The sequence below is a fragment of the Pseudomonas sp. GD03875 genome, from assembly GCF_029840585.1.
GTDB classification, from domain to species: domain Bacteria; phylum Pseudomonadota; class Gammaproteobacteria; order Pseudomonadales; family Pseudomonadaceae; genus Aquipseudomonas; species Aquipseudomonas paralcaligenes.
This window is the reverse complement of sequence record NZ_JAOCCV010000050.1, coordinates 1-23146: the sequence shown is the minus strand read 5'-3', so window position 1 is coordinate 23146 and position 23146 is coordinate 1. Positions and strand designations below refer to the sequence as shown.

At 67.2% G+C, this 23146-nt stretch carries 18 protein-coding genes; 11 read left to right on the top strand and 7 right to left on the bottom strand.

What is annotated here, in order from left to right; translation table 11 throughout:
- Positions 1-203: 203 nt before the first annotated feature.
- From nirD to N5D30_RS24995, 3 genes are all read right to left on the bottom strand, one after another.
- Positions 204-581, bottom strand: a complete 378-nt coding sequence (gene nirD, locus N5D30_RS25005; protein WP_279911166.1) for a nitrite reductase small subunit NirD — start codon at positions 579-581, stop codon at positions 204-206.
- Entirely contained in the window at positions 581-3139 is a 2559-nt protein-coding gene (gene nirB / locus N5D30_RS25000) for a nitrite reductase large subunit NirB (protein ID WP_279911165.1), read from the bottom strand. The genes nirD and nirB overlap by 1 nt, the downstream gene beginning before the upstream one ends.
- A gap of 329 nt (positions 3140-3468) precedes the next feature.
- Entirely contained in the window at positions 3469-3960 is a 492-nt protein-coding gene (locus N5D30_RS24995; protein ID WP_220813991.1) for a DUF1543 domain-containing protein, read from the bottom strand.
- 270 nt (positions 3961-4230) lie between these two features.
- On the opposite strand from N5D30_RS24995, the gene N5D30_RS24990 reads away from it, so the two are divergent.
- From N5D30_RS24990 to N5D30_RS24970, 5 genes are all read left to right on the top strand, one after another.
- Entirely contained in the window at positions 4231-8328 is a 4098-nt protein-coding gene (locus tag N5D30_RS24990) for a bifunctional nitrate reductase/sulfite reductase flavoprotein subunit alpha (protein ID WP_279911164.1), read from the top strand.
- A 287-nt stretch (positions 8329-8615) separates the two neighbouring features.
- Positions 8616-9920: a dicarboxylate/amino acid:cation symporter gene (locus N5D30_RS24985; RefSeq protein ID WP_220813993.1), complete on the top strand. Its 1305-nt coding sequence runs from the start codon at positions 8616-8618 to the stop codon at positions 9918-9920.
- Positions 9921-10431: 511 nt separating this feature from the next.
- Positions 10432-12159 carry a bifunctional isocitrate dehydrogenase kinase/phosphatase gene (aceK, locus tag N5D30_RS24980; RefSeq protein WP_279911163.1) on the top strand — a complete coding sequence of 576 codons (1728 nt, stop codon included), beginning with the start codon at positions 10432-10434 and terminating at the stop codon, positions 12157-12159.
- 118 nt (positions 12160-12277) lie between these two features.
- A complete protein-coding gene (locus N5D30_RS24975) occupies positions 12278-13843 on the top strand; it encodes a PAS domain-containing methyl-accepting chemotaxis protein (RefSeq protein ID WP_279911162.1) in 1566 nt (521 codons plus the stop codon).
- A 52-nt stretch (positions 13844-13895) separates the two neighbouring features.
- Complete coding sequence (locus N5D30_RS24970; protein ID WP_279911161.1) at positions 13896-14474, top strand: DTW domain-containing protein; 579 nt, start codon at positions 13896-13898, stop codon at positions 14472-14474.
- A gap of 4 nt (positions 14475-14478) precedes the next feature.
- Here N5D30_RS24970 and N5D30_RS24965 read toward each other — a convergent pair whose 3' ends face one another.
- Positions 14479-14817, bottom strand: coding sequence for an antibiotic biosynthesis monooxygenase (locus N5D30_RS24965; protein WP_279911160.1), 339 nt, complete (start codon positions 14815-14817; stop codon positions 14479-14481).
- A gap of 74 nt (positions 14818-14891) precedes the next feature.
- Between N5D30_RS24965 and soxR the strand changes: the two genes are divergently transcribed.
- From soxR to N5D30_RS24935, 6 genes are all read left to right on the top strand, one after another.
- On the top strand, positions 14892-15347 hold the full coding sequence (gene soxR / locus N5D30_RS24960) for a redox-sensitive transcriptional activator SoxR (protein ID WP_279911159.1): 456 nt from the start codon (positions 14892-14894) through the stop codon (positions 15345-15347).
- Between the two features lie 163 nt (positions 15348-15510).
- Positions 15511-15960, top strand: coding sequence for a hypothetical protein (locus N5D30_RS24955; RefSeq protein ID WP_279911158.1), 450 nt, complete (start codon positions 15511-15513; stop codon positions 15958-15960).
- Positions 15961-16006: 46 nt separating this feature from the next.
- Positions 16007-16567, top strand: a complete 561-nt coding sequence (locus tag N5D30_RS24950) for a hypothetical protein (RefSeq protein ID WP_279911157.1) — start codon at positions 16007-16009, stop codon at positions 16565-16567.
- 237 nt (positions 16568-16804) lie between these two features.
- Complete coding sequence (locus tag N5D30_RS24945) at positions 16805-17116, top strand: hypothetical protein (RefSeq protein WP_279911156.1); 312 nt, start codon at positions 16805-16807, stop codon at positions 17114-17116.
- Between the two features lie 12 nt (positions 17117-17128).
- Positions 17129-17632, top strand: a complete 504-nt coding sequence (locus N5D30_RS24940) for a hypothetical protein (protein WP_279911155.1) — start codon at positions 17129-17131, stop codon at positions 17630-17632.
- Between the two features lie 23 nt (positions 17633-17655).
- On the top strand, positions 17656-18324 hold the full coding sequence (locus tag N5D30_RS24935) for a DUF4328 domain-containing protein (RefSeq protein ID WP_279911154.1): 669 nt from the start codon (positions 17656-17658) through the stop codon (positions 18322-18324).
- On the opposite strand, the gene N5D30_RS24930 is transcribed toward N5D30_RS24935, so the two are convergent.
- The 3 genes from N5D30_RS24930 to N5D30_RS24920 all read right to left on the bottom strand — a co-directional run bounded on the left by N5D30_RS24930 (position 18321) and on the right by N5D30_RS24920 (position 23112).
- The gene (locus N5D30_RS24930; protein ID WP_279911153.1) at positions 18321-19679 is read right to left on the bottom strand and encodes an HlyD family type I secretion periplasmic adaptor subunit; all 1359 of its coding nucleotides are present in this window, start codon (positions 19677-19679) and stop codon (positions 18321-18323) included. The two genes, N5D30_RS24935 and N5D30_RS24930, sit on opposite strands and share 4 nt — an antisense overlap.
- A gap of 13 nt (positions 19680-19692) precedes the next feature.
- Entirely contained in the window at positions 19693-21840 is a 2148-nt protein-coding gene (locus tag N5D30_RS24925; protein ID WP_279911152.1) for a type I secretion system permease/ATPase, read from the bottom strand.
- A 69-nt stretch (positions 21841-21909) separates the two neighbouring features.
- A complete protein-coding gene (locus N5D30_RS24920) occupies positions 21910-23112 on the bottom strand; it encodes a TolC family outer membrane protein (RefSeq protein ID WP_279911168.1) in 1203 nt (400 codons plus the stop codon).
- Between the last annotated feature and the right edge of the window lie 34 nt (positions 23113-23146).

Genomic DNA, 23146 nt, shown 5'->3' with positions numbered 1-23146 from the left:
GGCCTGCTGGGCGATCACGCCGAGGGCGATGGCCAGGGCGAGGGTGGTCATTCTCATGGGGTGGCTCCTAGGGGGGAAAGTGTCCCGGCCGATCGTTGCGCTCCGCGCAACGGGGCCTGAGTGTAGCGCTATGTTCGATCATATATAACGGTCGATGGAAAAACGGCCTTGACCATGGTCAAGGCCGCCAGGCTGTGCCGGGCTCAGCCCAGGCCGATTTCCACGTGCTCGCCGCGCAGTCGCACCGGCCATACCGGCAGTTGCTGCTCCGGGTATTCCAGGCAGCTGCCGTCGCTCAGGCGGAAGTGCTGCTTGTACAGTGGCGAGGCGATCACCAGGTCGCCGCCGAGCTGGCCGACGATGCCGCGGCCGATCACGTTGGCGCCGGACTTCGGGTCGCGGTTGCCGATGGCGAAGACCTGCTGGCCGTCCTCGGCCGGCAGGTAGAACAGCGCCACCTGGTGATCGCCGCAGCGGGCGACCACGCCGGAGTTGGCCACCAGGTCGTTCAGCGCGCACAGCGGCTGCCAGTGGGTGGCGTTGTCGAGGGTCAGGTTCAGGGCGGTGTTGGACGGGCTCATCAGACGGCCTCCTCGGTCACGGGGATCAGTTCGAGTTCGTGGGTGCGCGCCGGCCGGCGCTGGCCGCGCTCGCGGACGAAGCGGATATCCGGGTCGCTGCCCTGTTCGTTGACGAAGGTGCGGAAGCGCTTGAGCTTCTCCTCGTCCTTGAGGACGTTGGCCCACTCGCATTCGTAGCGGTCGACCACCAGCTGCATCTGCGCTTCCAGTTCGGCGCCCAGGCCCAGGCTGTCGTGGATGATCACGTCCTTCAGGTAGTCGAGGCCGCCTTCCAGCGACTCGCGCCACACCGAGGTGCGCTGCAGCTTGTCGGCGGTGCGGATGTAGAACATCAGCACGCGGTCGATGTAGCGCACCAGGGTGGCGTCGTCCAGGTCGGTGGCGAACAGCTCGGCGTGGCGCGGGCGCATGCCGCCGTTGCCGCACACGTAGAGGTTCCAGCCGTTCTCGGTGGCGATCACGCCGATGTCCTTGCTCTGCGCCTCGGCGCATTCGCGGGTGCAGCCGGAGACGGCGAACTTGATCTTGTGCGGCGAGCGCAGGCCCTTGTAGCGGTCCTCCAGCAGCAGCGCCATGCCGACGCTGTCTTGCACGCCGTAGCGACACCAGGTGCTGCCGACGCAGCTCTTCACCGTGCGCAGGGACTTGCCGTAGGCGTGGCCGGTCTCGAAGCCGGCGGCGATCAACTCGCCCCAGATGTCCGGCAGCTCGTGCAGCTGGGCGCCGAACAGGTCGATGCGCTGGCCGCCGGTGATCTTGGTGTAGAGGTCGTATTTCTTCGCCACCGCGCCGATGGCGATCAGGCCTTCCGGGGTGATCTCGCCGCCGGGGATGCGCGGCACCACCGAGTAGGTGCCGTTCTTCTGCATGTTGGCCATGAAGGTGTCGTTGGTGTCCTGCAGCGGCACCAGCGCCGGGTTCATGATCGGCTTGTTCCAGCAGGAGGCGAGGATCGAGCCCACCGCCGGCTTGCAGATGTCGCAGCCGAGGTGGCCCCGGCCGTGCCTGGCCAGCAGCTCCTCGAAGCTCTCGATCTGTTCGATGCGGACGAAGTGGTACAGCTCCTGGCGGGTGTAGGCGAAGTGTTCGCACAGGCTCTTGTCGACTTCCACGCCACGGGCGGTCAGTTCGTGCTCGAACACCTGCTTGAGCAGCGCCGCGCAGCCGCCGCAGCCGGTGGCCGCCTTGGTGCAGGCCTTGACCCCGGCGATGTCGGTGCAGCCGCCGTCGATGGCCGCGCAGATCGCACCCTTGCTGACGTTGTGGCAAGAGCAGATGGTCGCGGTGTCCGGCAGGGCGTCGGCGCCCAGAGCCGGGGCGCCTTCGCCGGCCGGCATGATCAGGCTGGCCGGGTCTTCCGGCAGCTTGATGCCGTTCTGCGCGTACTGCAGCAGGGTGTCGTAGTAGCTGTTGTCGCCGACCAGCACGGCGCCGAGCACCTGCTTGCCGTCGGCGGACACCACCAGGCGGCGATAGCTGGAGGTGGCTTCGTCGATGTAGCGATAGCTCTTGGCGCCGGGCATGGCGCCGTGGGCGTCGCCGATGGAGCCGACGTCGACGCCGAGCAGCTTGAGCTTGGTCGACATGTCCGCGCCGAGGAACGGCGAACCTTCCTGGCCGCACAGCTGGGCCGCCACCAGGCGGGCCATCTGGTAGCCGGGGGCGACCAGGCCGAACACGCTGCCGTTCCACGCCGCGCATTCGCCGATGGCGAAGATGCGCTCGTCGCTGGTCAGGCACTGGTCGTTGATATTGATGCCGCCACGGGCGCCCAGCTCCAGGCCGCAGGCGCGGGCCAGGGTGTCCTGCGGACGGATGCCGGCGGAGAACACGATCAGGTCGGTTTCCAGGAAGTCGTCACCGGCGAAGTTCATCCGGTAGCGGTACTCGCTGCCGGCGCCGATGCTCTGGGTGGCCTTGGACAGGTGCACGCCGACGCCCAGGTCCTCGATGCGCTGCTTGAGGGCGGCGCCGCCGAAGTCGTCCAGCTGCACCGGCATCAGCCGCGGGGCGAACTCCACCACGTGGGCTTCCAGGCCCAGGGACTTCAGCGCGTTGGCCGCTTCCAGGCCGAGCAGGCCGCCGCCGACCACCACGCCACGGCGCTTGCCGTTGGCGGCGGCGCGGATGCCGTCGAGGTCATCGAGGGTGCGGTAGACCAGGCGCGAGTCGCCCTCGGCGCCTTCGATCGGCGGCACGAAGGGGTAGGAGCCGGTGGCCAGCACCAGCTTGTCGTAGCCGAAGCGCCCCCCGGCGGTGACCACTTCGCGCTTGTCGCGGTCGATCTCCAGCACCTGGGCGCTGAGGTGCAGGGTCAGGCCGTCCTCTTCATAGAGGGAAGCCGCGCTCATGGCCAGGGACTCGGCGTCGCGGCCGCCGAAGTATTCGGAGAGGTGCACGCGGTCGTAGGCGCGCTGTGCCTCTTCGCCGAACACATCGATGCGGTAGTGCGCCAGGGCGCCGCCCGCGAGCAGCTGTTCGACGCAGTGGTGGCCGACCATGCCGTTGCCGACGACGATCAGCCGTTGCTTGTCAGTGGAGAGGTCTGTGCTGTTCATGACGTTTCCCGGCCAAAGCTCATCAGGTTTTTCCGCGGCAAATAAAAAGGCGCCTGAAACCTTGCGGTCTCAGGCGCCTTTGCCTGTTCTGTCCAGCACCTTCGTGGGTGCTTCGTCGCCCATCGCATGATCGCCATTGATCGAATGGGCGGCCCGGGTCTAGCGGGCTCGGAGGAGGCTATGCAGCGCTTGTGCCAGTTTTCCTCGGGAGGCTCGCGCGCCAGGTTTCATCGGCCTTGGCGCGGGGGGAGGGCTGGCAAGGTACGGGGCGGGCGGACCCAGAATGGTGCGTTCGTGGCCGTCCTGCCCCGACCTGATGCCGGCGACGGCTACAGCAGCAGGTAGTCGCTGCGCTGCACGATGCCGCGGTGCGGGCCGCTCACCAGGTGTACGTAGCGGCCGCCGACCAGGTCCACCGGCAGGCAGTCGTCGATGTCGAACAGCGCGTCGGTGTGCGGCTTGACCCAGTCCTGGCGCAGGCGCTGCTTGCCCTTGGCCTTGGCTTCCGCCTTGTCGCGGGCGGTCACCAGCAGGTAGCGGTGCGCCTCGCCGAAGGTGCCTTCCTCGTAGCCGCCGAGGTTGATGAAGTACAGGCGCGGGTCGCCGGCGGCCGGGGCCTGGCTGCTCAGTTCGAGCTTGTAGTCGCCGATCCCGTCCACTTCCAGCCAGGAGTCGATGTGCAGGCCTTCCGGGCTGCCGAACCAGTCTGCGCGCAGTTGCGCGTAGCTGTCCTCGAGGCTGTCGGCGACGGCGAACAGCACGTCGTGGACTTCGATCCGGGCGCGGGGATGTCTGCCGCCCAGCATGACGATGTAGAGCATGGGTGTTTCCCTGTGGCGGCCCTGGCGTGGGGCCCTGCCGCCGTATTCTGGTGCATCGGGCGAGCCCGAGGCCAGCCCTGCGTCGCCACCGCGACGGCCGCAACCCTGTCTGGATCAGGCGTTGCGCCGCTTGCCGGCAAGTTGGCGCGTCCGTTGCTTGGCCATGCCCACGAGCGGTCAATGTCGATCGCTCCTCACGACAAAGGCGCCGTGTCGCCCCCGCTCAGGCGGAGGGTGACATGGCGCTTTCGTTTTTTCGGGGGTATGGCGATGGCGGAGAAGACGATACGGAGCGTATGCCCCTACTGTGGCGTCGGCTGCGGCATCGTCATGCAGGTCGAGGGCGGCCGGGTGGTGAAGGTGGCCGGCGACAAGCAGCACCCGACCAACTTCGGCCGCCTGTGCACCAAGGGCAGCAGCTGCCACCAGCCCATCGCCGAGTCCGGCCGCCTGGAGCACGCCTATGTGCGCGCCGAGCGTGCCCGCGACCCGGCGCGCGCGCCTATGGCCGAGGCCATCGCCACCAGCGCCCGGCGCCTGCGCGCGATCCTCGACGAGCACGGGCCGGACGCCATCGCCTTCTACGTCTCCGGGCAGATGTCGCTGGAGGCCCAGTACCTGACCAGCAAGCTGGCCAAGGGCTTCATCGGCACCAACCAGATCGAGTCCAACTCGCGCCTGTGCATGGCCAGCGCCGGCAGCGGCTACAAGCTGTCGCTGGGCTCGGACGGCCCGCCCGGCTCGTACCAGGACTTCGAGCGCGCCGACCTGTTCTTCGTCATCGGCGCGAACATGGCGGACTGTCACCCCATCCTCTTCCTGCGCATGATGGACAGGGTCAAGGCCGGGGCCAGGCTGATCGTCGTCGACCCCCGGCGCAGCGCCACGGCGGACAAGGCCGGCCTGTTCCTGCAGATCAGGCCGGGCACCGACCTGGCGCTGCTCAACGGCCTGCTGCACCTGCTGCACGCGAACGGCCACACCGACGCGGCCTTCATCGAGCGGTTCACCGAGGGCTGGGAGGCGATGCCCGATTTCCTCGCCGAGTACACGCCCGCGCGGGTCGCCGAACTGACCGGCCTAGCCGAGGATGCCATCCGCCAGGCCGCCCGCTGGATCGGCGAGGCGGGGGAGTGGATGAGCTGCTGGACCATGGGCCTGAACCAGTCGACCCACGGCACCTGGAACAGCAACGCCCTGTGCAACCTGCACCTGGCCACCGGCGCCATCTGCCGCCCCGGCAGCGGGCCGTTCTCCCTCACCGGCCAGCCCAATGCCATGGGCGGCCGCGAGATGGGCTACATGGGCCCCGGCCTGCCGGGCCAGCGCAGCGTGCTGGTGGAAGACGACCGCGCCTTCGTCGAGGACGCCTGGGGCGTGCCGGCCGGCACCCTGCACACGCGCCTGGGCGGCGGCACCGTGGCGCTGTTCGAGGACATGGCCGCCGGCAAGGTCCGGGCCTGCTGGATCATCTGTACCAATCCGGTGGCCAGCGTCTCCAACCGCGCCAAGGTCATCCAGGGACTGGAGGCCGCCGACCTGGTGATCGCCCAGGATGTGTTCCTCGACACCGAGACCAACCGCTACGCCGACATCCTCCTGCCCGGCGCCCTGTGGGCCGAGGCGGAGGGGGTGATGATCAACTCCGAACGCAACCTGACCCTGATGCAGCAGGCCGTGGCGCCGCCCGGCGAGGCCATGGCCGACTGGCGCATCATCGCCGAGGTGGCCTGCGCCATGGGCTTCGCCGACGCCTTCAGCTATGAGTCGGCGGCGCAGGTGTTCGAGGAGATCAAGCGCTTTCACAACCCCAAGACCGGCTACGACATCCGTGGCGCCAGCCACGAGCGCCTGCGCCAGACCCCGTTGCAGTGGCCCTGCGCGAGCACGGAGGGCGACGACCGCTCGCCGATCCGCTACCTCAACGATGGTGTCAGCCAGAAGCTCAAGGTCGGCGAGGACGGCACCACGCCGCGCCTCGCCTTCGCCACGCCCAGCGGCAAGGGCCAGTTCTTCGCCCGCCCGCACCTGGACCCGGCGGAGATGCCCGACGCCGACTTCCCCTTCGTGCTCAACACCGGCCGCGTCCAGCACCAGTGGCACACCCTGACCAAGACCGGCAAGGTCGCCACCCTCAACAAGCTCAACCCCGGGCCCTTCGTCGAGGTACACCCGGAGGACGCCGAGGCCCTTGGCGTGCGCGACAAGGACCAGCTGGAAATCCGTTCGCGGCGCGGCGTGGCCGTGCTGCCGGTGGTGGTCAGCGACCGGGTGCTGCCCGGCGGCTGCTTCGCACCGTTCCACTGGAACGACGTATACGGCGACCAACTGGCGATCAACGCGGTGACCAGCGACGCCATCGACCCGATCTCGCAGCAGCCGGAATTCAAGTTCTGCGCCGTCAGCCTGCGCCGCGTCGAGCTGATCGACCACCAGCTTCTGGAGACGCCCGCCACGACGGGCGACTCGATCTCTTCCGAACCCTTCTCCGAGGAACTCGATATGTCCCATATCGACGCGTTCGCCAGCCTGCTCGGCGTTGCCGCCGGCGCGCCGCCAACCCTGAGCGAGCCCGAGCGCACCTACATGGCCGGCTTCATCGGCGGCCTGCGCGCCAATCCCGCGGGCGGCGTGCCCAGCCTGCCGCCTCACGCGCCGCTAGCCGAGCCAACCCGTCTGTGGCTGGACGGCCTGCTGGCCGGCATGTTCAGCCGCGTGGCCCTGGGCGCGCCCCTGCAGCTGGGCGGCGAAGTGCAGGCCAGCCTCGCCGCGCCAGCGTCGGCGGCCGTTCCCGTGACCCTGTTGTGGGCCTCGCAGACCGGCAACTGCGAGGACCTGGCCGAGCGCTTCGCCAGGCGCCTGGGCGAGGCCGGCTGCGCCGTGGAACTGGCCGGCATGGCCGGCTACCCGCTGGAGAAGCTGGCCCGGGCGGGCAACCTGCTTCTGCTCAGCAGCACCTTCGGCGACGGTGACGCGCCGGACAACGGCCAGGCCTTCTGGGACCAGCTCAAGGCCGGCCAGCCCGACCTGAGCGCGCTGCGCTACGCCGTGCTGGCCCTGGGCGACCCCAGCTATGACCAGTTCTGCCGGCACGGCAAGAACCTCGACGCCCGCCTGGCCGAACTGGGCGCCAGCCGCCTGGTCGAGCGGGTGGACTGCGACACCGATTTCGACGAGCCGGCCGCGGCTTGGCTGGCCAGCCTGCTGCCGCTGCTCAAGCCCGAGCCGGCGGTGGTCGAGGCGCCCGTGGCCAGCGCCACGACGGCGACGGTCAGCAAGGAGCAGCCGGCCGCCTCGCGACTGGTGGTCAACCTGCGCCTGAACAGCGTCGGGGCCAGCAAGGACACCCGCCAGTTCGCCTTTGCCCTGGGCGACTCGGGCCTGACCTACGAGGCCGGCGATGCCTTGGGTGTATGGCCGCGCAACTGCCCCGAACTGGTCGGCGAGGTGCTCGAACTGGCGCGCCTGGATGGCGAGCAGCCGGTCAGCGTGGCCAAGGTCGGCGATATGCCGCTGCGCGAGGCGCTCGCGGCCCACTACGAGATCGCCCGGCCGAGCGCCGAGGCCCTGGCGCTGATCGCCGAGCGCAGTGGCAGCACCGAGCTGCGCGGCCTGCTCGAACGCAAGGAAGAATTGAAGGACTGGCTGTGGGGCCGCCAGCTGGCCGACGTGCTGCAGGCCTTTCCCGCCGAGCATGCCGCCGGCGAACTGCTGGGCAGCCTCAAGCGCCTGCAGCCGCGCCTGTATTCGATCTCCTCCAGCCCCAAGGCCCACGCAGGCGAGGTGCACCTGACCGTGGCGGCGGTGCGCTACGGCCGGCGCAAGGGCGTGGCCTCGACCTTCCTCGCCGACCGCGCGGGCGAGGGCGAGGTGCCGGTGTTCGTGCAGAGCGGCAAGCACTTCCGGGTGCCGGCGCAGGGCGACGTGCCGATGGTGATGATCGGCCCGGGCACCGGCGTGGCGCCGTTCCGCGGCTTCCTCCATGAGCGCCGCGCGCGCGGCGACACGGGGCGCAACTGGCTGTTCTTCGGCGAGCAGCACGCGGCCACCGACTTCTATTACCGCGACGAGCTGGAGGCGATGCAGCGCGACGGCCTGCTGACCCACCTGAGCCTGGCCTTCTCCCGCGACCAGGCCGAGAAGGTCTACGTGCAGGACCGCATCCGCGAGCAGGGCGCCGAGCTCTGGCGCTGGCTGGAGGAGGGCGCGCAGTTGTACGTCTGCGGCGACGCCAGCCGCATGGCCAGGGACGTCGACACGGCCCTGCGCGAAGTGGCCCGCGACCACGGCGGTCTCTCCGAGGACAAGGCCGCCGAGTACATCCGCGGCCTGGCCGAGCAGAAGCGCTACCTGCGCGACGTGTACTGAGGAACGGTGCGCATGGCGCACCCTACCGCACGGGCGGGGGAAATCCGCCTCGGGCCTGGCGGATTCCCGCCAGTTTCGGCTGGGCTGGCTATTCGGTATGTCTACAACTAATTGATATTGAAGGTTTTTAATTGAAATAGAGGTCTGGCACAGCGCTTGCCATGGGGAGGGCAACCCGCGATTCGGGTCACCCAACAACAAAACCCTCCGGCAAGGAGGGCAAGCGCATCAGCCGCTGCATCGTCGGCCAGGGAAAGCCGGACGGATGTCGCGAACGAGGAACTGCCATGACTCGCACACCCTTCTACAAGAGCCTCTATGTCCAGGTGCTGGTGGCCATCGCCGTCGGCATCCTGCTCGGCCATTTCTACCCCGAGACCGGCGTGGCGCTGAAGCCGCTCGGCGATGGCTTCGTCAAGCTGATCAAGATGGCCATCGCGCCGATCATCTTCTGTACCGTGGTCAGCGGCATCGCCGGCATGCAGGACATGAAGGCGGTGGGCAAGACCGGCGGCTACGCGCTGCTGTACTTCGAGATCGTCTCCACCGTGGCGCTGATCATCGGCCTGGTCGTGGTCAACGTCGTCCAGCCGGGCGCCGGCATGCACGTCGATCCGGCCACCCTCGACACCAGCAAGATCGCCGCCTACGCCGCCGCCGGCGAGAAGCAGAGCACCATCGACTTCCTGCTCAACGTGATCCCGGGCACCGTGGTCGGCGCCTTCGCCAGCGGCGACATCCTGCAGGTGCTGTTCTTCTCGGTGATCTTCGCCTTCGCCCTGCAGCGCATGGGCGACTACGGCAAGCCGGTGCTGGAGTTCATCGACCGCATCGCCCACGTCATGTTCGGCATCATCAACATGATCATGAAGGTCGCCCCGATCGGCGCCTTCGGCGCCATGGCCTTCACCATCGGCCAGTACGGCGTGGGCTCGCTGGTGCAGCTCGGCCAGCTGATGCTGTGCTTCTACATCACCTGCGCGCTGTTCGTGCTGATCGTCCTCGGCGGCATCGCCCGCGCCCATGGCTTCAGCATCCTCAAGTTCATCAAGTACATCCGCGAGGAACTGCTGATCGTGCTGGGCACCTCGTCCTCCGAGTCGGCCCTGCCGCGCATGCTGAACAAGATGGAGAAGCTGGGCGCCAAGAAGAACGTGGTCGGCCTGGTGATCCCCACCGGCTACTCCTTCAACCTGGACGGCACCTCGATCTACCTGACCATGGCCGCGGTGTTCATCGCCCAGGCCACCGACACCACCATGGACATCACCCACCAGCTGACCCTGCTGGCCGTGCTGCTGATCGCCTCCAAGGGCGCGGCGGGCGTCACCGGCTCGGGCTTCATCGTGCTGGCCGCCACCCTGTCCGCCGTCGGCCACCTGCCGGTCGCCGGCCTGGCGCTGATCCTCGGCATCGACCGCTTCATGTCCGAGGCCCGCGCGCTGACCAACCTGATCGGCAACGGCGTCGCCACCATCGTGGTCGCCAAGTGGTGCAAGCAGCTGGACGAGGACACCCTCAAGCGCGAACTGGCCGAGGGCGGCAAGCCCCAGTCCCAGCCGCAGGTGCCGGCCAGCGCCGAGATCGTCTGATCCATTCCTCGCCGCCGGCCCGCCGGCGGTCTCTCCCGCCCGTCCCCAGCGACGGGCTTTTTTATATATATCCCCATTGTGTGTTGCAGACGCTGCATCTGCCCTGCGGAAGCGGCCTGCCTGGGCGCCGGTAGGGTGGTTGGGCTACAGGCCGTAACCCACCAGCGCAATCGACCATGGCACCGCCGTTGGGGTACGCCGGCAAGCGGCTGACCCACTCTATGCGTTGCGCGGTCAAACCCCTCTATCTGGACGCTGCGGCTGCCTGCCCTGGATTCCCGCCAGCGCGGGAATGACGGGTTTCGGAAGAAACTCCACCCCTACCTCGTCATCCCCGCGCAGGCGGGGACCCAGAAGAAGTCACAACATGTAACGGGGACATCGCCTTTTCACCAGCCATTAAGAGCGGGCATGGCCCTGGCGCGGTCGGATAATAACCCGATGGTCGTCTTTCCCTCGGCGCCGGCTGTGGATAAGCTCCCGGTTCCGCACATGCAGCAGAGGCTTTCCCATGTCGCAGCAACGGCCTGCCGCCGATATCGCCCAGATGATCCTCGATGGCTTCGACGACTATCGCGACCACTTCCGCGAGATCACCAACGGCGCCCGCGCCCGCTTCGAGCAGGCCCAGTGGCAGGAAACCCAACGGGCCTCGGCCACGCGCATCAGCCTCTACGAGGAGAAGGTGGCGGAAGTCACCGGCCGCCTGCGCCAGACCTTCAGCGACGAGCAACTGCTGGACATCGACCTGTGGCCGCTGGCCAAGAGCGCCTACATCGGCCTGATCGACCTGCGCAACGACGATGAGCTGGCCGAGACCTGGTACAACTCGATCTTCTGCGGCCTGTTCAGCCATGACCAGATCAGCGACGGCTGCATGTTCATCCACACCACCCGGCCCTCGCTGCGCGCCCACGAGCGCACGCCGCAGACGCGCAACTACCAGCCGCGCGGCGACCTCAACCTGGCGTTGCGGCAGATCTTCACCGACTACAGCTACCACGTGCCGTTCGAGGACCTGGAGCGCGACCTGGACAAGCTGGAGCAGCAGCTGCGCGCCAACCTGCCGGACTGGGTGTGCAAGGACCAGGACCTGACCATCGAGCTGTTCTCCTCGACCCTCTACCGCAACAAGGGCGCCTACCTGGTGGGGCGCATCTTCACCCCCGACGAGCAGTGGCCGCTGGTGTTCCCGCTGCTGCACCGCGAGGGCCAGGGCATCCAGATCGACGCCCTGATCACCGACGAGGCGGAAGTCTCGATCATCTTCTCCTTCACCCGTTCCTACTTCATGGTGCGGGTGGAGATTCCGGCGGAATTCATCGGCTTCCTCAAGCGCATCCTGCCGGGCAAGCACATCGCCGAGCTGTACACCTCGATCGGCTTCTACAAGCACGGCAAGTCGGAGTTCTACCGGTCGCTGATCAACCACCTGGCCAATACCGACGACAAGTTCGTCATGGCTCCCGGCGTGCGCGGCATGGTGATGAGCGTGTTCACCCTGCCGGGCTTCAACACCGTGTTCAAGATCATCAAGGACCGCTTCTCGCCGTCGAAGAACGTCGACCACAACACCGTGATCGAGAAGTACCGCCTGGTGAAGAGCGTCGACCGGGTGGGGCGCATGGCCGATACTCAGGAGTTCTCCGACTTCCGTTTCCCGCTGGCCAAGTTCGACCCGGAATGCCTGGCCGAGCTGCTGGAAGTGGCGCCGTCCACCGTGGAGATCGAGAACGGCGGCACCGTGCTGATCCGCCACTGCTGGACCGAGCGCCGCATGACCCCGCTGAACATCTACCTGGAACACGCCAACGAGGCCCAGGTGCGCGAGGCCCTGGAGGACTACGGCCTGGCCATCAAGCAGCTGGCCGCGGCCAACATCTTCCCCGGCGACATGCTGCTGAAGAACTTCGGCGTCACCCGCCACGGCCGGGTGGTGTTCTACGACTACGACGAGATCAGCTACCTGACCGAGGTGAATTTCCGCCGCATCCCGCCGCCACGCTATCCGGAGGACGAGATGTCTGGCGAGCCCTGGTACTCGGTGGGGCCGAACGACGTGTTCCCGGAGGAATTCCCGCGCTTCCTGTTCGTCGACCTCGGCCAGCGCCGCCTCTTCAACCAGCTGCACGGCGACCTGTTCACCGCCGAGTACTGGCAGAGCCTGCAGGAGGCGATACGCGCCGGCAAGGTGATCGACGTGTTCCCCTATCGGCGCAAGGCGGACCTGATCGTGTAGCAGAGGGGCGTTCGCCACGGGGAGGGCGAATACTGGCCTTGTGCCGTTTCGCTTCGGGTGCTAGACCGAATAGGACAAGGTCAGGACATCTCCTCCCATTGCCCAAGGATGGTCGCCCATGCGCCAGAATCTTCCCGTGACCCAGCGCGAACGCACCTTCACCGCTGCCGAGCGCCTGATTTCCACCACCGATCTGCACAGCAAGATCACCTACGTCAACGATGCCTTCGTGGCCATCAGCGGCTTCAGTCGAGAGGAACTCGTCGGCCAGCCGCACAACCTGGTCCGCCACCCGGACATGCCGCCGGGTGTGTTCGCCCACATGTGGGAGACGATCAAGCAGGGCAAGCCCTGGATGGGCATCGTCAAGAACCGCTGCAAGAACGGCGACTACTACTGGGTGAGCGCCTACGTCACGCCGGTCTACGAGAACGGCAAGATGATCGGCTACGAATCGGTGCGCTCGGTGCCGAGCGAGGAGCAGAAGCGTCGCGCCGAAGCGCTCTACGCGCGGCTGCGGGCGGGCAAGCCGCCGGTGTCGCGGCTGCAGTACTGGACCCACGACATCCTCCGTTCCTGGCCGCTGATGGTCGCCGCGCTGGCGATCCTGGCGGGCCACTGGCTGCTGCCCCAGCTCTGGTTCCCCGTGTTCATTGTCGTGGCGATGTTCGCCCTCGGTTCCTACCAGCTGTACAGCAAGCGCCAGCTGATCCGCAAAACCCTGGCCGAGCACCCGAGGGCCTTCACCAGCGCGCTGGTGGCACTGACCTACACCGACAACCGCGGTGCCCAGGCCCTGCTGGACATGGCCATGATCAGCGAGGAAGCGCGGCTGCAGACCGCGCTGACCCGCCTGGAGGACGCCGGCGAGAACGTGCGCCAGCGGGCGGCCCAGTCCGCCGAGCTGTCTCGCTCCGGCGCCGCCCTGCTGGAGCAGCAGCGCAGCGAGACGGACCAGTCCGCCACCGCCATCAACCAGATGACGGCGACCATCCAGGAAGTCGCGCACAACGTGCGGAACACCACCCATGCCGCGGAAGAGGCGGATCGCCTGGCGCTGCAGGGCCGCGACCTGGCCGGCGGCAGCCTGCAGGCCATGCAGCAGATGGTGGGCGCGGTGCAGGAAATCGGCGTGGCGGTGAACGAGCTGGCCGAGTCCACCCAGTCCATCGGCAGCGTGGCCGACGTGATCACCTCCATCGCCGAGCAGACCAACCTGCTGGCGCTCAACGCGGCCATCGAGGCGGCGCGGGCCGGCGAGCAGGGCAGGGGTTTCGCCGTGGTGGCCGACGAGGTGCGCGCGCTGGCCGGGCGCACCCGCGAATCCACCGAGCAGATCCACCAGATCATCTCCTCCCTACGCAGCGGCGCCGACAAGGCGGTGAACACCGCCAGCCGCGGTACGGAGATTTCCCGCGACAGCGTGCGCAGCGTCGAGGCGGTGCGCGAGGCACTGGACGGCATCACCCAGGCGGTGGCGCGCATCGCCGGGATGAGCCAGCAGATGGCTGCGGCCTCCGAGCAGCAGGCGCACGTGGCCGAGGACATCAGCCAGCAGATCACCCGCATCGCCCAGCTCTCCGACCACAGCGCCATCCAGGCCCAGCAGGGCGCCGGCATCAGTCAGGAACTGGAGCAGATGGCCGAGTACCTGCACAGCCTGGCCGAGCGCTTCAACCGTTGAAGTCGGTGATCCCGGCCGCCTGTGGCACACTGCGCGGCCGGAGGAACCCACCATGTCCCGAGCGCGTTGCGAGCGCTGCACACGCCCCCTGAGCCACTGTCTCTGCCACCTGATCCCATCCTTGCCGAGTCGCACGCGGGTGCTGATCCTGCAGCACCCGGACGAGGCCGGGCATGCGCTGAACACCGCGCGCCTGGCCGCCCTCGGGCTGGAGAACGCCGAGCTGCGGGTGGGCGAGCGCTTCGACCTGGAACCGGACCCTGCGTACCGAGCCTGCCTGCTGTTCCCCGGCGAGACGGCACAGGCGCTGCCGGTGGCGGAGGATGGCCGCCCGCTGCTGCTGGTCGTCCCGGACGGCACCTGGCGTAAGGCGCGCAAGCTGCTCCACCTCAATCCGCAGCTGGCCGGGCTGCCGCGGGTGTGCCTGCCCGCCGGCATGCGTTCGCGCTACCGTCTGCGCAAGGCGCCTGCCGAGGGCGCGCTGGCGACCGTCGAGGCCATCGTCGCGGCGCTGGAGCTGCAGGAGGCGCCGAAACGCTTCGACGCGCTGCTGCGGCCTTTCGAGGCGCTCATCGACGGGCAGATCGCGGCGATGGGCGAGGACACCTACCGGCGCAACCACGGCGGCTGAGCCGTCAGCCGGCGATCAGCACGCTGTCGAAGCGGATGCTCCGCGCGCCGAGCCGCAGCAGGCTGTCGGCGAACAGGTCGCTTTGGGTGCCGTGGCAGTCCCAGGCGACTTCCCAGTCCTCGCGCCGGCGCCAGTTCAGGTAGCCGAGCAGGTGGCCGTCGTCGCGGCTGTGCAGTTCCGCGCCCAGGTAGCCGCTGTCCTCGGCGAACAACTGGCGCAACTGCTGCAGGTAGTCTTCCAGGTGCCGGGCGATCGCCGCCCGCCCGGTATCTCCCACGCGAATGTCGATCAACAGGGCGAAGCGGTTCCGGCCGATATCTTCCTTGGATGTGCAGATGGGCATGGCGTTGGCTTCCTGATCTTGAATTCGAACACCGGGCGAGGGTAAAACCTCAACTTAAGTTGAGGTCAATACCCATGAACAAGCACCCGCAATCCCCGCGTGACCTGAGCGTCGGCGAACTGGCCAGCCGCAGTGGCGTGGCGGTCTCGGCCCTGCATTTCTACGAGGCTAAGGGGCTGATCGGCAGCCGTCGCAGCGCCGGCAACCAGCGCCGCTACCCGCGCGAGACCCTGCGCCGGGTGGCGGTGATCAAGGTGGCGCAGCGCGTGGGCATCCCCCTGGCCGAGATCGCCGCGGCGCTGGGCACCCTGCCCCAGGGACGCACCCTGACGGCGGCGGACTGGGCGGCCCTGTCGGCGCGCTGGCGCGAGGACCTCGACCAGCGCATCGCCAAGCTGGAGATGCTGCGCAACCAGCTCGATGGCTGCATCGGTTGCGGCTGTCTGTCCCTCGAGGACTGCCCGCTGCGCAACCCCGGCGACCAGTTGGCGGAGCAGGGGCCGGGAGCGCATTGGGTGGATGGGGACTGAGAGTTGCGCTGCGTTCGCGGTTTCTGCGCCAGCGCTCAGGAACGAAACGGGGAATTACGTAAGCTATGGGGCTTGCAACCATCACGGCAGGCTGGAGAAAGGCCTGATGGTTCATTCAGCCGGCACCGTTTCCCGGTGCGGCCCGACAGAGGCGCCAGCTAGAGTGAAACCGAGCACGCGGCAGTTGCTGGAGCGTTACGACGAACCCGGATCGTACGAATTCCACAGCGCATTCGATTACCCGGACATGGAGGCGAGGGCCAACGAGGTGGCCCGGAGGCTGGAGGCCAACGGCAACCGGCTCACGTTCGAAGGCGCGATCTACAACCAGGACGCCAGCTTCAGCATTGCCATCCTGCTGCACGACTATGAGCGGATCGAAGACCGGCTGACCCGCTGCCCCACCATTCGCTTCAGCAATTTCGGCAACCTCGTTTCGCTTACCTGGAGTGAGCTGCTGCCCGGCTCCGACCTGGAAAGAACCGTTCAGGAACTGGAGGCGTGCGGTTTCACCTTCATTGCCGAGGCCGAGCTGAATGGCGCATACGATGGCGTGATGCCCGACAGGAAGCTGTTCGATAGCTGGTGGACGCGGTATTTCGATTGGATATAGGGCACGTGGCCGTGCCGGTTTGCTTATGACCTCAAAGGAATGGCAGATGAAACCCGACAGAATCTATTTCAAGGACAACCCCTGGCCCGAAGGCCACCCGATCAAGCAGTTCGTATGGTCGGCGAGGGAGGTCGATGGAGACGTATGGTTCGACTTCCATCTGGAGTCGGCCAACTACTACGCCGAACGCGACATAGAAGATGACGAAGAGGTGGACTATCCGTCCGACTGGGCGGCGCCCATCGTGTGGGGCAACTACCACGCGTGCACCCTGTCTTCGAACAACTGGCACGAAGGCGGATTCCGGGTCTGCGTCAGGGCGGACTACACCCCCGAGCTGCTGGACGGCCTCGAACTGATCGTCGATCCGGACCCCGACGCCATCGAGGACTTCGACGACCTGGCGTTCCACATCTACCTGCTCGGCCACGATGCGGTCGCCCGGCACCGGATCAGATTCGAGCGGATCGGCGACTCCCTGCAATTCCGGATCGTCTGGAGCGGCATGATCGCCCAGGCCTACGTCGGCGATTACGAGTTCAAGCACGAGTTCTCCGCCGTGATCTCCAGCGCGGAGTTTCCCCGGCTTCCAGGCCAGAATGAATAGAACAGGCGCCTGCTCTGTTGCACCGAGCATGCGTTGTGGGAGCGGACTTGTCCGCGAATTTCGCGGCCAATCGGAATGCCGCCCAGCCGCTCCCACAAAGGCCTGGTCTGTTCGCCACAGCCGACTCAGGCATAGCCAAGGAAAAACGCCGTGATCCAGCAGGGAATCGCGGCGTTTCTCTTAACTGACAGGCATTGGTACATAGCCTTCTTTCCCCCCGCTCGTTCAGGACTTCCTATGGGCCATGAGCTGTATATCCATCTGGAAAAGCACTGCGCCGGCAGCCTTGCGGAAGCCATGGCGCCGGTCCTGGGGCCGGACGAGTTCCTTGTCGAATCATCGCTGCGGATCGAATCCCCGGAGCGGGTCGCCGTCGCCACCCGGGAGACGATCGACAGCCAGTGGCCGCACTGCTGCGACCTGCTGCTCGAGACGCCCACCCGTATCTACGCCTTGGCGCATAACAACGCCGGTGTGCAGATCATCCGCCGCTTTACCGATTATCTGCTCGCGTCCGGGCTGAAGGTGGAGATCGACGATGACGTATGAAGTCCAGCCCGTATGAAGCCTGTGCTCGCGTTCCTCGTGGCAGCGCTTGTACCGACCTGCCTGATGACACTCTGGTATCTGTATGGCCAGTTCACCACCTTCTCGCCGGGTGACCCCTATATCTGGATCAATACCCAGAAGTTCTTCATCCTCTGCTGGCTGATTTCTCTGGGCTCCGTCGTTCTGCTGGGCGTTCCCGCCTACCTGCTCTTGCGTTGGCGCAACCTGGTCCGTTGGTGGTCCTGTATCGCGGGCGGCTTCGTCATGGCGGCTCTACCTGTCGCGATCGGGACGTGGCCATTGCGTTATTCGGAGTTCAGGACAAGCTCCAGTTTCAACGGTGTCTGGAACCTGATAGACGGTGTGCCAACGGCAGCCGGTTGGTTGCGTTACGCCGAGGGAGTGTTCTTCTTCGGTATTCTCGGTGCCGTGAGTGGCCTGAGTTTCTGGCTGATGTTGCGAGCCCTCGGCTCCGGCCACTCTGCCAGAACAACGCCGCTTCGGGATTCGGCCTGACTCACGTTCAAGGAGAAGAACAGATGCCTCTCGCCAGGAATGGCTTCATCGACCCCACCACCCTGACGCAATGGGTCAAGCGCCTCATCTATGTCCAGATGCTCGTCGCGGTCGTTTCCATCGTTTCCGGGAACATGGAATACCAGCTGCTGCAGGACTACGAGAACGGCGTGTACAGCTCGCAGGAACAGGCGGTGGTGGATGGCGAGGCGAACGACAGGCGGCAGCAGGTCATCGCGATCCTCTACATGATCGTGTTCGTGATTTCCGGGGTGTTGATCCTCAAGTGGATCCATCGGGCCAACTACAACGCCCGGCAGCTTAGCGCCAGCGCCATGAAGTTCACGCCAGGGTGGTCGGTCGGCTGGTTCTTCGTCCCCATTTTCTCCCTGTGGAAGCCCTACCAGGCCATGGCGGAAATCTGGAGGGCCAGCGACAGCCCCGACGACCCGAGCCAGGCCAGGCAGAACCCGATCCTGGCGTGGTGGTGGGGTGCCTGGCTGGCGAACGGCTTCATCAGCCAGGCGGCCATGCGCCTGACGCTCTCGGCAGAGGAAATCCCCGCGCTGAAGAACGCCAACCTGGTGTATCAGGCCTCGGACGTGGCCTATCTGGTGCTGGCCATCGTGACCCTGATGCTGGTGAACTCGATTTACCAGGCCCAGATCGAGCAGGCCCTGACCCGGGCCTAGCGTTCGCGCATGGCCTCGGCGCGGGCCTTCAGCACTGGCTTGAGCAGATAGTCGAGCACGCTCTTCTCGCCGGTGACGATGTCCACCGTGGCGACCATGCCGGGGATGATCAGCAGCGGGTGTTCGTCGCTGCCCAGGTGGCTCCGGTCGGTGCGCACCTGGATCAGGTAGAAGCTGTTGCCGTCCTGGTCGGTGATGGTGTCGGCGCCGATCAGTTCGAGCCTGGCCTTGAGCCCGCCGTAGATGGTGTAGTCGTAGGCGGTGAACTTGACCATGGCCTTCTGGCCCGGATGGAGGAAGGCCACGTCCTGCGGGCGGATGCGCGCCTCGATCAGCAGGTTGTCCTCCAGCGGCACCACTTCCACCATGGGGTCGCCGGGCTGCACCACGCCGCCGATGGTGTTGACCTTGAGCTGCTTGATAACGCCGTGCACCGGCGAGCTGACGGTGGTGCGGCTGACCCGGTCCTCGATGGCCATGCTGGTCGAGGTGATCTTCTTCAGCTCGGTACGCACCTCGTTGAGTTCCTTCAGCGCCTCGGTGCGAAAGGCCAGGGTCGACTCCTCGAGCTTGCTCCTGATCTCCTGCATGGCCGCTTCGGCGCGGGGGATGGCCAGGCTGGTGGCGTCCAGCGAGCCGCGCATCTCCACCGCGCTTCGGCGCAGACGGAGGATCTCCACCTCGGAGATCGCCCCCGCGGCCACCAGCGGCTGGGACATGTTCAGCTCCTGCTGGACCAGGCCCAGGCTGGAGCGGTACTGCTGGGCCTTGGCACGGAATTCCGCCAGTTCCTGGGTCTTCTGCCGCAGCTGTTCCCTGAGGGTGTTCTGCTCGCTGTCCAGGCGCTGCTGGCGCGAGCGGTACAGCGCCATTTCGTCCTCGACCAGTTGCGGCGCCTGCCGGGTCAGCTCCTCCGACAGGGCCAGCGGCCGGCCCTCGGCCTCGGCACCGAGGCGCTCGACCCGGGCCTGCAGGGCCAGGCGGTCCGCCTCGGTCTCGCCCTTGTTGGAGATGAAACGGGTGGCGTCGAGGCGCAGCAGCACGTCGCCCTTGTTCACCACCTGGCCCTCGCGGACGAAGATTTCGGTGACGATGCCGCCCTCCAGGTTCTGGATGACCTGCACCTTGCTGGAGGGAATGGCCTTGCCTTCGCCCGTGGTGACTTCCTCCAGCACCGCCAGCCGGGCCCAGACCAGCGCCGCCAGCAGGCAGCCGCCGACCGCCCACAGGGTGGCGCGGGCCAGCCAGGGGGAGTCTTCCAGCACGGCGCCGTCCACCTCGGGCATGAACTCGGTGTCCTGCCTGTGCTGGCGCAGGCCGCCGAAGTAGTCGCGCAGGGATTGGGTCAGTTCCATGGTCGCCTCTCCGCTAGACGGCCGCCGGGCCGACGCGGCCGCGGCGCAGGGCTTCGATCACCGCTCCCTTCGGGCCGTCGGCGACGATGTGGCCGCAGTCCAGCACGATCAGGCGGTCCACCAGGCTGAGCATGGAGCTGCGGTGGGTGATCAGCAGCAGGGTCTTGCCCTGGGACCAGCCGTGCAGGCGGTTGCGCAGGATGTCCTCGCTGGTGTTGTCCATGGCGCTGGTGGGCTCGTCGAGCAGCAGGATCGGCGGGTCGAGCAGCAGCGCGCGGGCCAGCAGCACGGCCTGGCGCTGGCCGCCGGAGAGCAGCTGGCCGCGCTCGCCCACCGGCCGGTCGAAGCCCTGGGGATGCTGCCTGGCCAGCTCGGAGACGCCGGTGAGGTCGGCCACTTCCAGCATGCGCGCGTCACTGACGTAGCGGGCGCCTAGGGTGAGGTTGTCGCGCAGGCTGCCCGCCAGCAGCGGCAGGTCGTGGGCGACGTAGCCCATCTGATGGCGCAGGTCGGCCACGTCCAGCTGGCGCAGGTCCAGGTTGTCGAGCAGGATCTGGCCTTCGCCCGGGGTGTAGAAGTTCATCAGCAGGCGCGCCAGGGTGCTCTTGCCCGAGCCGCTGCGGCCGATGATGCCGACCCGCTCGCCGGCGGCCAGGTGCAGGCTGATCCGGTTCAGCGCCGGGGTGCTCTGGCCGGGATAGGCGAAGCTGACCTGGCGCAGGTCCAGCGCGCCCTTGAGGTGGGTGCGCTGCAGCGGCCGCTGCTTCGCCTGGCGCTCCTGGGGCAGGCTCATCAGCGCGTCGGTGCTGGTCATGGTCAGGCGCGCCTGCTGGTAGCGGGTGATCAGCCCGGCGATCTGCCCGAGCGGGGCCAGCACGCGGCTGCCGAGCATGTAGCAGGCGACCAGGGCGCCGACGCTGAGGTTGCCGGCGATGATGATGTAGACGCCGGCGACGATGGTCGCCATGCCGGCGAACTGCTGCAGGAACAGGGTGCCGTTGGTGGCCAGGGCGGCGAGGAAGCGGGCGTGGCTGTCCAGGCGGGTGAGGGCGCCGTGGGTCTTCTCCCAGCGGTGCTGGCGCTCGCTCTCGGCGCCGCAGGCCTTGAGCGTCTCCAGGCCGCCGAGGGTCTCGATCAGCAGGGCCTGGCGCTCGGCGCCCAGGGCCAGGCTCTTCTGCACCGTGTCGCGCAGGCGCGCCTGGATGATCAGGGCGAATATCGCCGTGATGGGGAAGGCCAGCAGCGGAATCATCACCAGCCAGCCGCCGAGCAGGCCGATGACCAGGATCATCAGCAGCGAGAAGGGCAGGTCGATCAGGCTGGTCAGGGTCACCGCGGTGAGGAATTCGCGCAGCCCCTGGAAGTCGTGGATACTCTGGGCGAAGCCACCGACCGTCGCCGGTCTGGCCGCCATGGACATGCCGGTGATGCGTTCGAACAGGGTGGCGGACAGCACCACGTCGGTCTTCTTGCCGGCCACGTCCAGCAGGTAGGCGCGCAGCACTCGCAGCAGCAGTTCGAAGCCGGTGCCGACGAACAGGCCGATGGTCAGGACCCAGAGCGTGGCGGTGGCCTGGTTGGGCACGACCCGGTCGTAGGTCTGCATGACGAACAGCGGGACCATCAGGCCGAGCAGGTTGATCAGCAGGCTGGCCAGCACCGCGTCGGTATACAGCCAGCGCGACAGCTTCAGGGTGTCGCGGAACCACGCCTCGACCCGTGGCACCAGCGGCGTGCGCGCCTCTTCCAGGTCGTGCTGCGGCTTGGCGAAGAAGGCCCGGCCGCTGTACTCGATGGCCAGGTGGTCGCGGTTGACCCACTGTTCGCCGCCATCGGCCTCGCAGGGCAGGATCAGCAGCTGGTTCTTCGGTCCCATCTTGCGCAGCACCGCGCTGCGGCCGTCCTTGAGCAGGAGCAGCACCGGCAGGTTGAGCGGCGAGATGGCGCCCAGCTCGCGCCGCAGCACGCGCCCCTGCAGACCGGCCCGGGCCGCCGCGCGCGGCAGCAGGTCGGCGCTCAGGCGCTGCTCGGGCATCGGCAGGCCCGCCGACAGGCTGGCGCGGCTGGCCGAGCAATCGTGGAGGTTACAGAGGATGAGCAGCCCGTCCAGCAGCGGATCGTCGTGACTCTGGCGCTGGTCTTCGGGGAGTCTCCGTTCCATGCTGGTCAAGGTCGCTCCTCCTGAGAGATCGCCCAGGCCGGCGGCGTGGGCGATCGCTTCGCCGGGGGACTACTTCAGTTCCGGCAGGCGGGCCTCGCTCTTCACGTTCGTGAGGGCGACTGCTTCGGCCGGGGCCACGACGTTCTGTTTCTTCAGGAGTTCGCCCATGGCGGCGATGACGCGGTACATGGAGAACTCTTCGGTGTAGCGCACCTCGGCGTAGCGGCGGTTGGCGGTGAAGAGTTCGTTGTCGCTGTCCAGCAGGTCGAGCAGCGAGCGCTGGCCCAGGCTGAACTGCTGCTGGTACGCCTCGCGCACGCGGGAAGTGTATTCCGCGTATTCGCGCGCCTTCGGCGTCTGCAGGCGGGCGTTTTCCATGGCGTTCCAGGCCAGCGACAGGTTCTCGTTGACCACCCGCAGGGCGTTGTTGCGGATGTCCATGGACTGGTTGATCTGGTGCGCCGCCGATTGCAGGCGGGCCTTGTCGCGCATGCCGTTGAACAGGTTGTAATTCATCACCACGGCGGCCCGCCAGGTGTTGTAGTGACCTTCGTCGCCCTGGACGTTGTCGTCGGCGGTGGTGGCCAGTTCGAGGTCGAAGCGCGGGTAGAAGGGCGACTTCGCCACCTCGTACTGTTTCTCGGCGGCATGCACGTCGGCCTGCGCGGACTTGAGGAAGGGGTTGTTGTCCATCATGGCCTGCTGGGCGCTGTGGACGTCCGCCGGCAGTTCGCCGCGGATGGAGGCCGGCGGTTCCAGCTCGTCCGGCATGCGCCCGGTGGCGCTGAAGAAGTTGGCTTCGGCGTCGGCCAGGTTGACCTGCTCGGTGTAGAGGTTGTTCTCGGCCAGCGCCAGGCGGGCCACGGACTGGTCCAGGTCGGCGGTGCTGCCCACCCCGCGCTCGCTGCGCAGGCCGATCTGGTCGTTGATGCGCTGGTGCGCCTGCAGGTTGTTCCTGGCCAGGGTCACCATCTCGCGGCGCTTGAGCACTTCCAGATAGACCTCGACGGTACGCAGGGCGAGGCTCTGGGACGTGCCCTGCACGTAGTAGGCGCGGGAGTCGACCACGGAACGGGTGCGCGCCACCTCGTTGGGGGTGTTGAAGCCGTCGAACAGCATCTGCCGCAGGCGCAGCTCGGCGTCGCGGTAGTTCAGGGTTTCCTTGTTGTGGTCACCCAGCGCGCGGGTGCTGGGGCTGTCCGTCCGTTCGCGCCCATAGCCCATGAGGACGTCGACGGTAGGCAGATTCTGTTGAAAAACTCCCTCGGCGATTTTCTTCGCCGAAAGTGCACGGCTGAGGCTGAAA

What these genes read in the sequence shown, in the direction of transcription:
- nirD (WP_279911166.1), bottom strand. Translation starts at nt 581, where the DNA reads ATGAGCCCGTCCAACACCGCCCTGAACCTGACCCTCGACAACGCCACC.
- nirB (WP_279911165.1), bottom strand. Translation starts at nt 3,139, where the DNA reads ATGAACAGCACAGACCTCTCCACTGACAAGCAACGGCTGATCGTCGTC.
- N5D30_RS24995 (WP_220813991.1), bottom strand. Translation starts at nt 3,960, where the DNA reads ATGCTCTACATCGTCATGCTGGGCGGCAGACATCCCCGCGCCCGGATC.
- N5D30_RS24990 (WP_279911164.1), top strand. Translation starts at nt 4,231, where the DNA reads ATGGCGGAGAAGACGATACGGAGCGTATGCCCCTACTGTGGCGTCGGC.
- N5D30_RS24985 (WP_220813993.1), top strand. Translation starts at nt 8,616, where the DNA reads ATGACTCGCACACCCTTCTACAAGAGCCTCTATGTCCAGGTGCTGGTG.
- aceK (WP_279911163.1), top strand. Translation starts at nt 10,432, where the DNA reads ATGTCGCAGCAACGGCCTGCCGCCGATATCGCCCAGATGATCCTCGAT.
- N5D30_RS24975 (WP_279911162.1), top strand. Translation starts at nt 12,278, where the DNA reads ATGCGCCAGAATCTTCCCGTGACCCAGCGCGAACGCACCTTCACCGCT.
- N5D30_RS24970 (WP_279911161.1), top strand. Translation starts at nt 13,896, where the DNA reads ATGTCCCGAGCGCGTTGCGAGCGCTGCACACGCCCCCTGAGCCACTGT.
- N5D30_RS24965 (WP_279911160.1), bottom strand. Translation starts at nt 14,817, where the DNA reads ATGCCCATCTGCACATCCAAGGAAGATATCGGCCGGAACCGCTTCGCC.
- soxR (WP_279911159.1), top strand. Translation starts at nt 14,892, where the DNA reads ATGAACAAGCACCCGCAATCCCCGCGTGACCTGAGCGTCGGCGAACTG.
- N5D30_RS24950 (WP_279911157.1), top strand. Translation starts at nt 16,007, where the DNA reads ATGAAACCCGACAGAATCTATTTCAAGGACAACCCCTGGCCCGAAGGC.
- N5D30_RS24945 (WP_279911156.1), top strand. Translation starts at nt 16,805, where the DNA reads ATGGGCCATGAGCTGTATATCCATCTGGAAAAGCACTGCGCCGGCAGC.
- N5D30_RS24940 (WP_279911155.1), top strand. Translation starts at nt 17,129, where the DNA reads ATGAAGCCTGTGCTCGCGTTCCTCGTGGCAGCGCTTGTACCGACCTGC.
- N5D30_RS24935 (WP_279911154.1), top strand. Translation starts at nt 17,656, where the DNA reads ATGCCTCTCGCCAGGAATGGCTTCATCGACCCCACCACCCTGACGCAA.
- N5D30_RS24930 (WP_279911153.1), bottom strand. Translation starts at nt 19,679, where the DNA reads ATGGAACTGACCCAATCCCTGCGCGACTACTTCGGCGGCCTGCGCCAG.
- N5D30_RS24925 (WP_279911152.1), bottom strand. Translation starts at nt 21,840, where the DNA reads ATGGAACGGAGACTCCCCGAAGACCAGCGCCAGAGTCACGACGATCCG.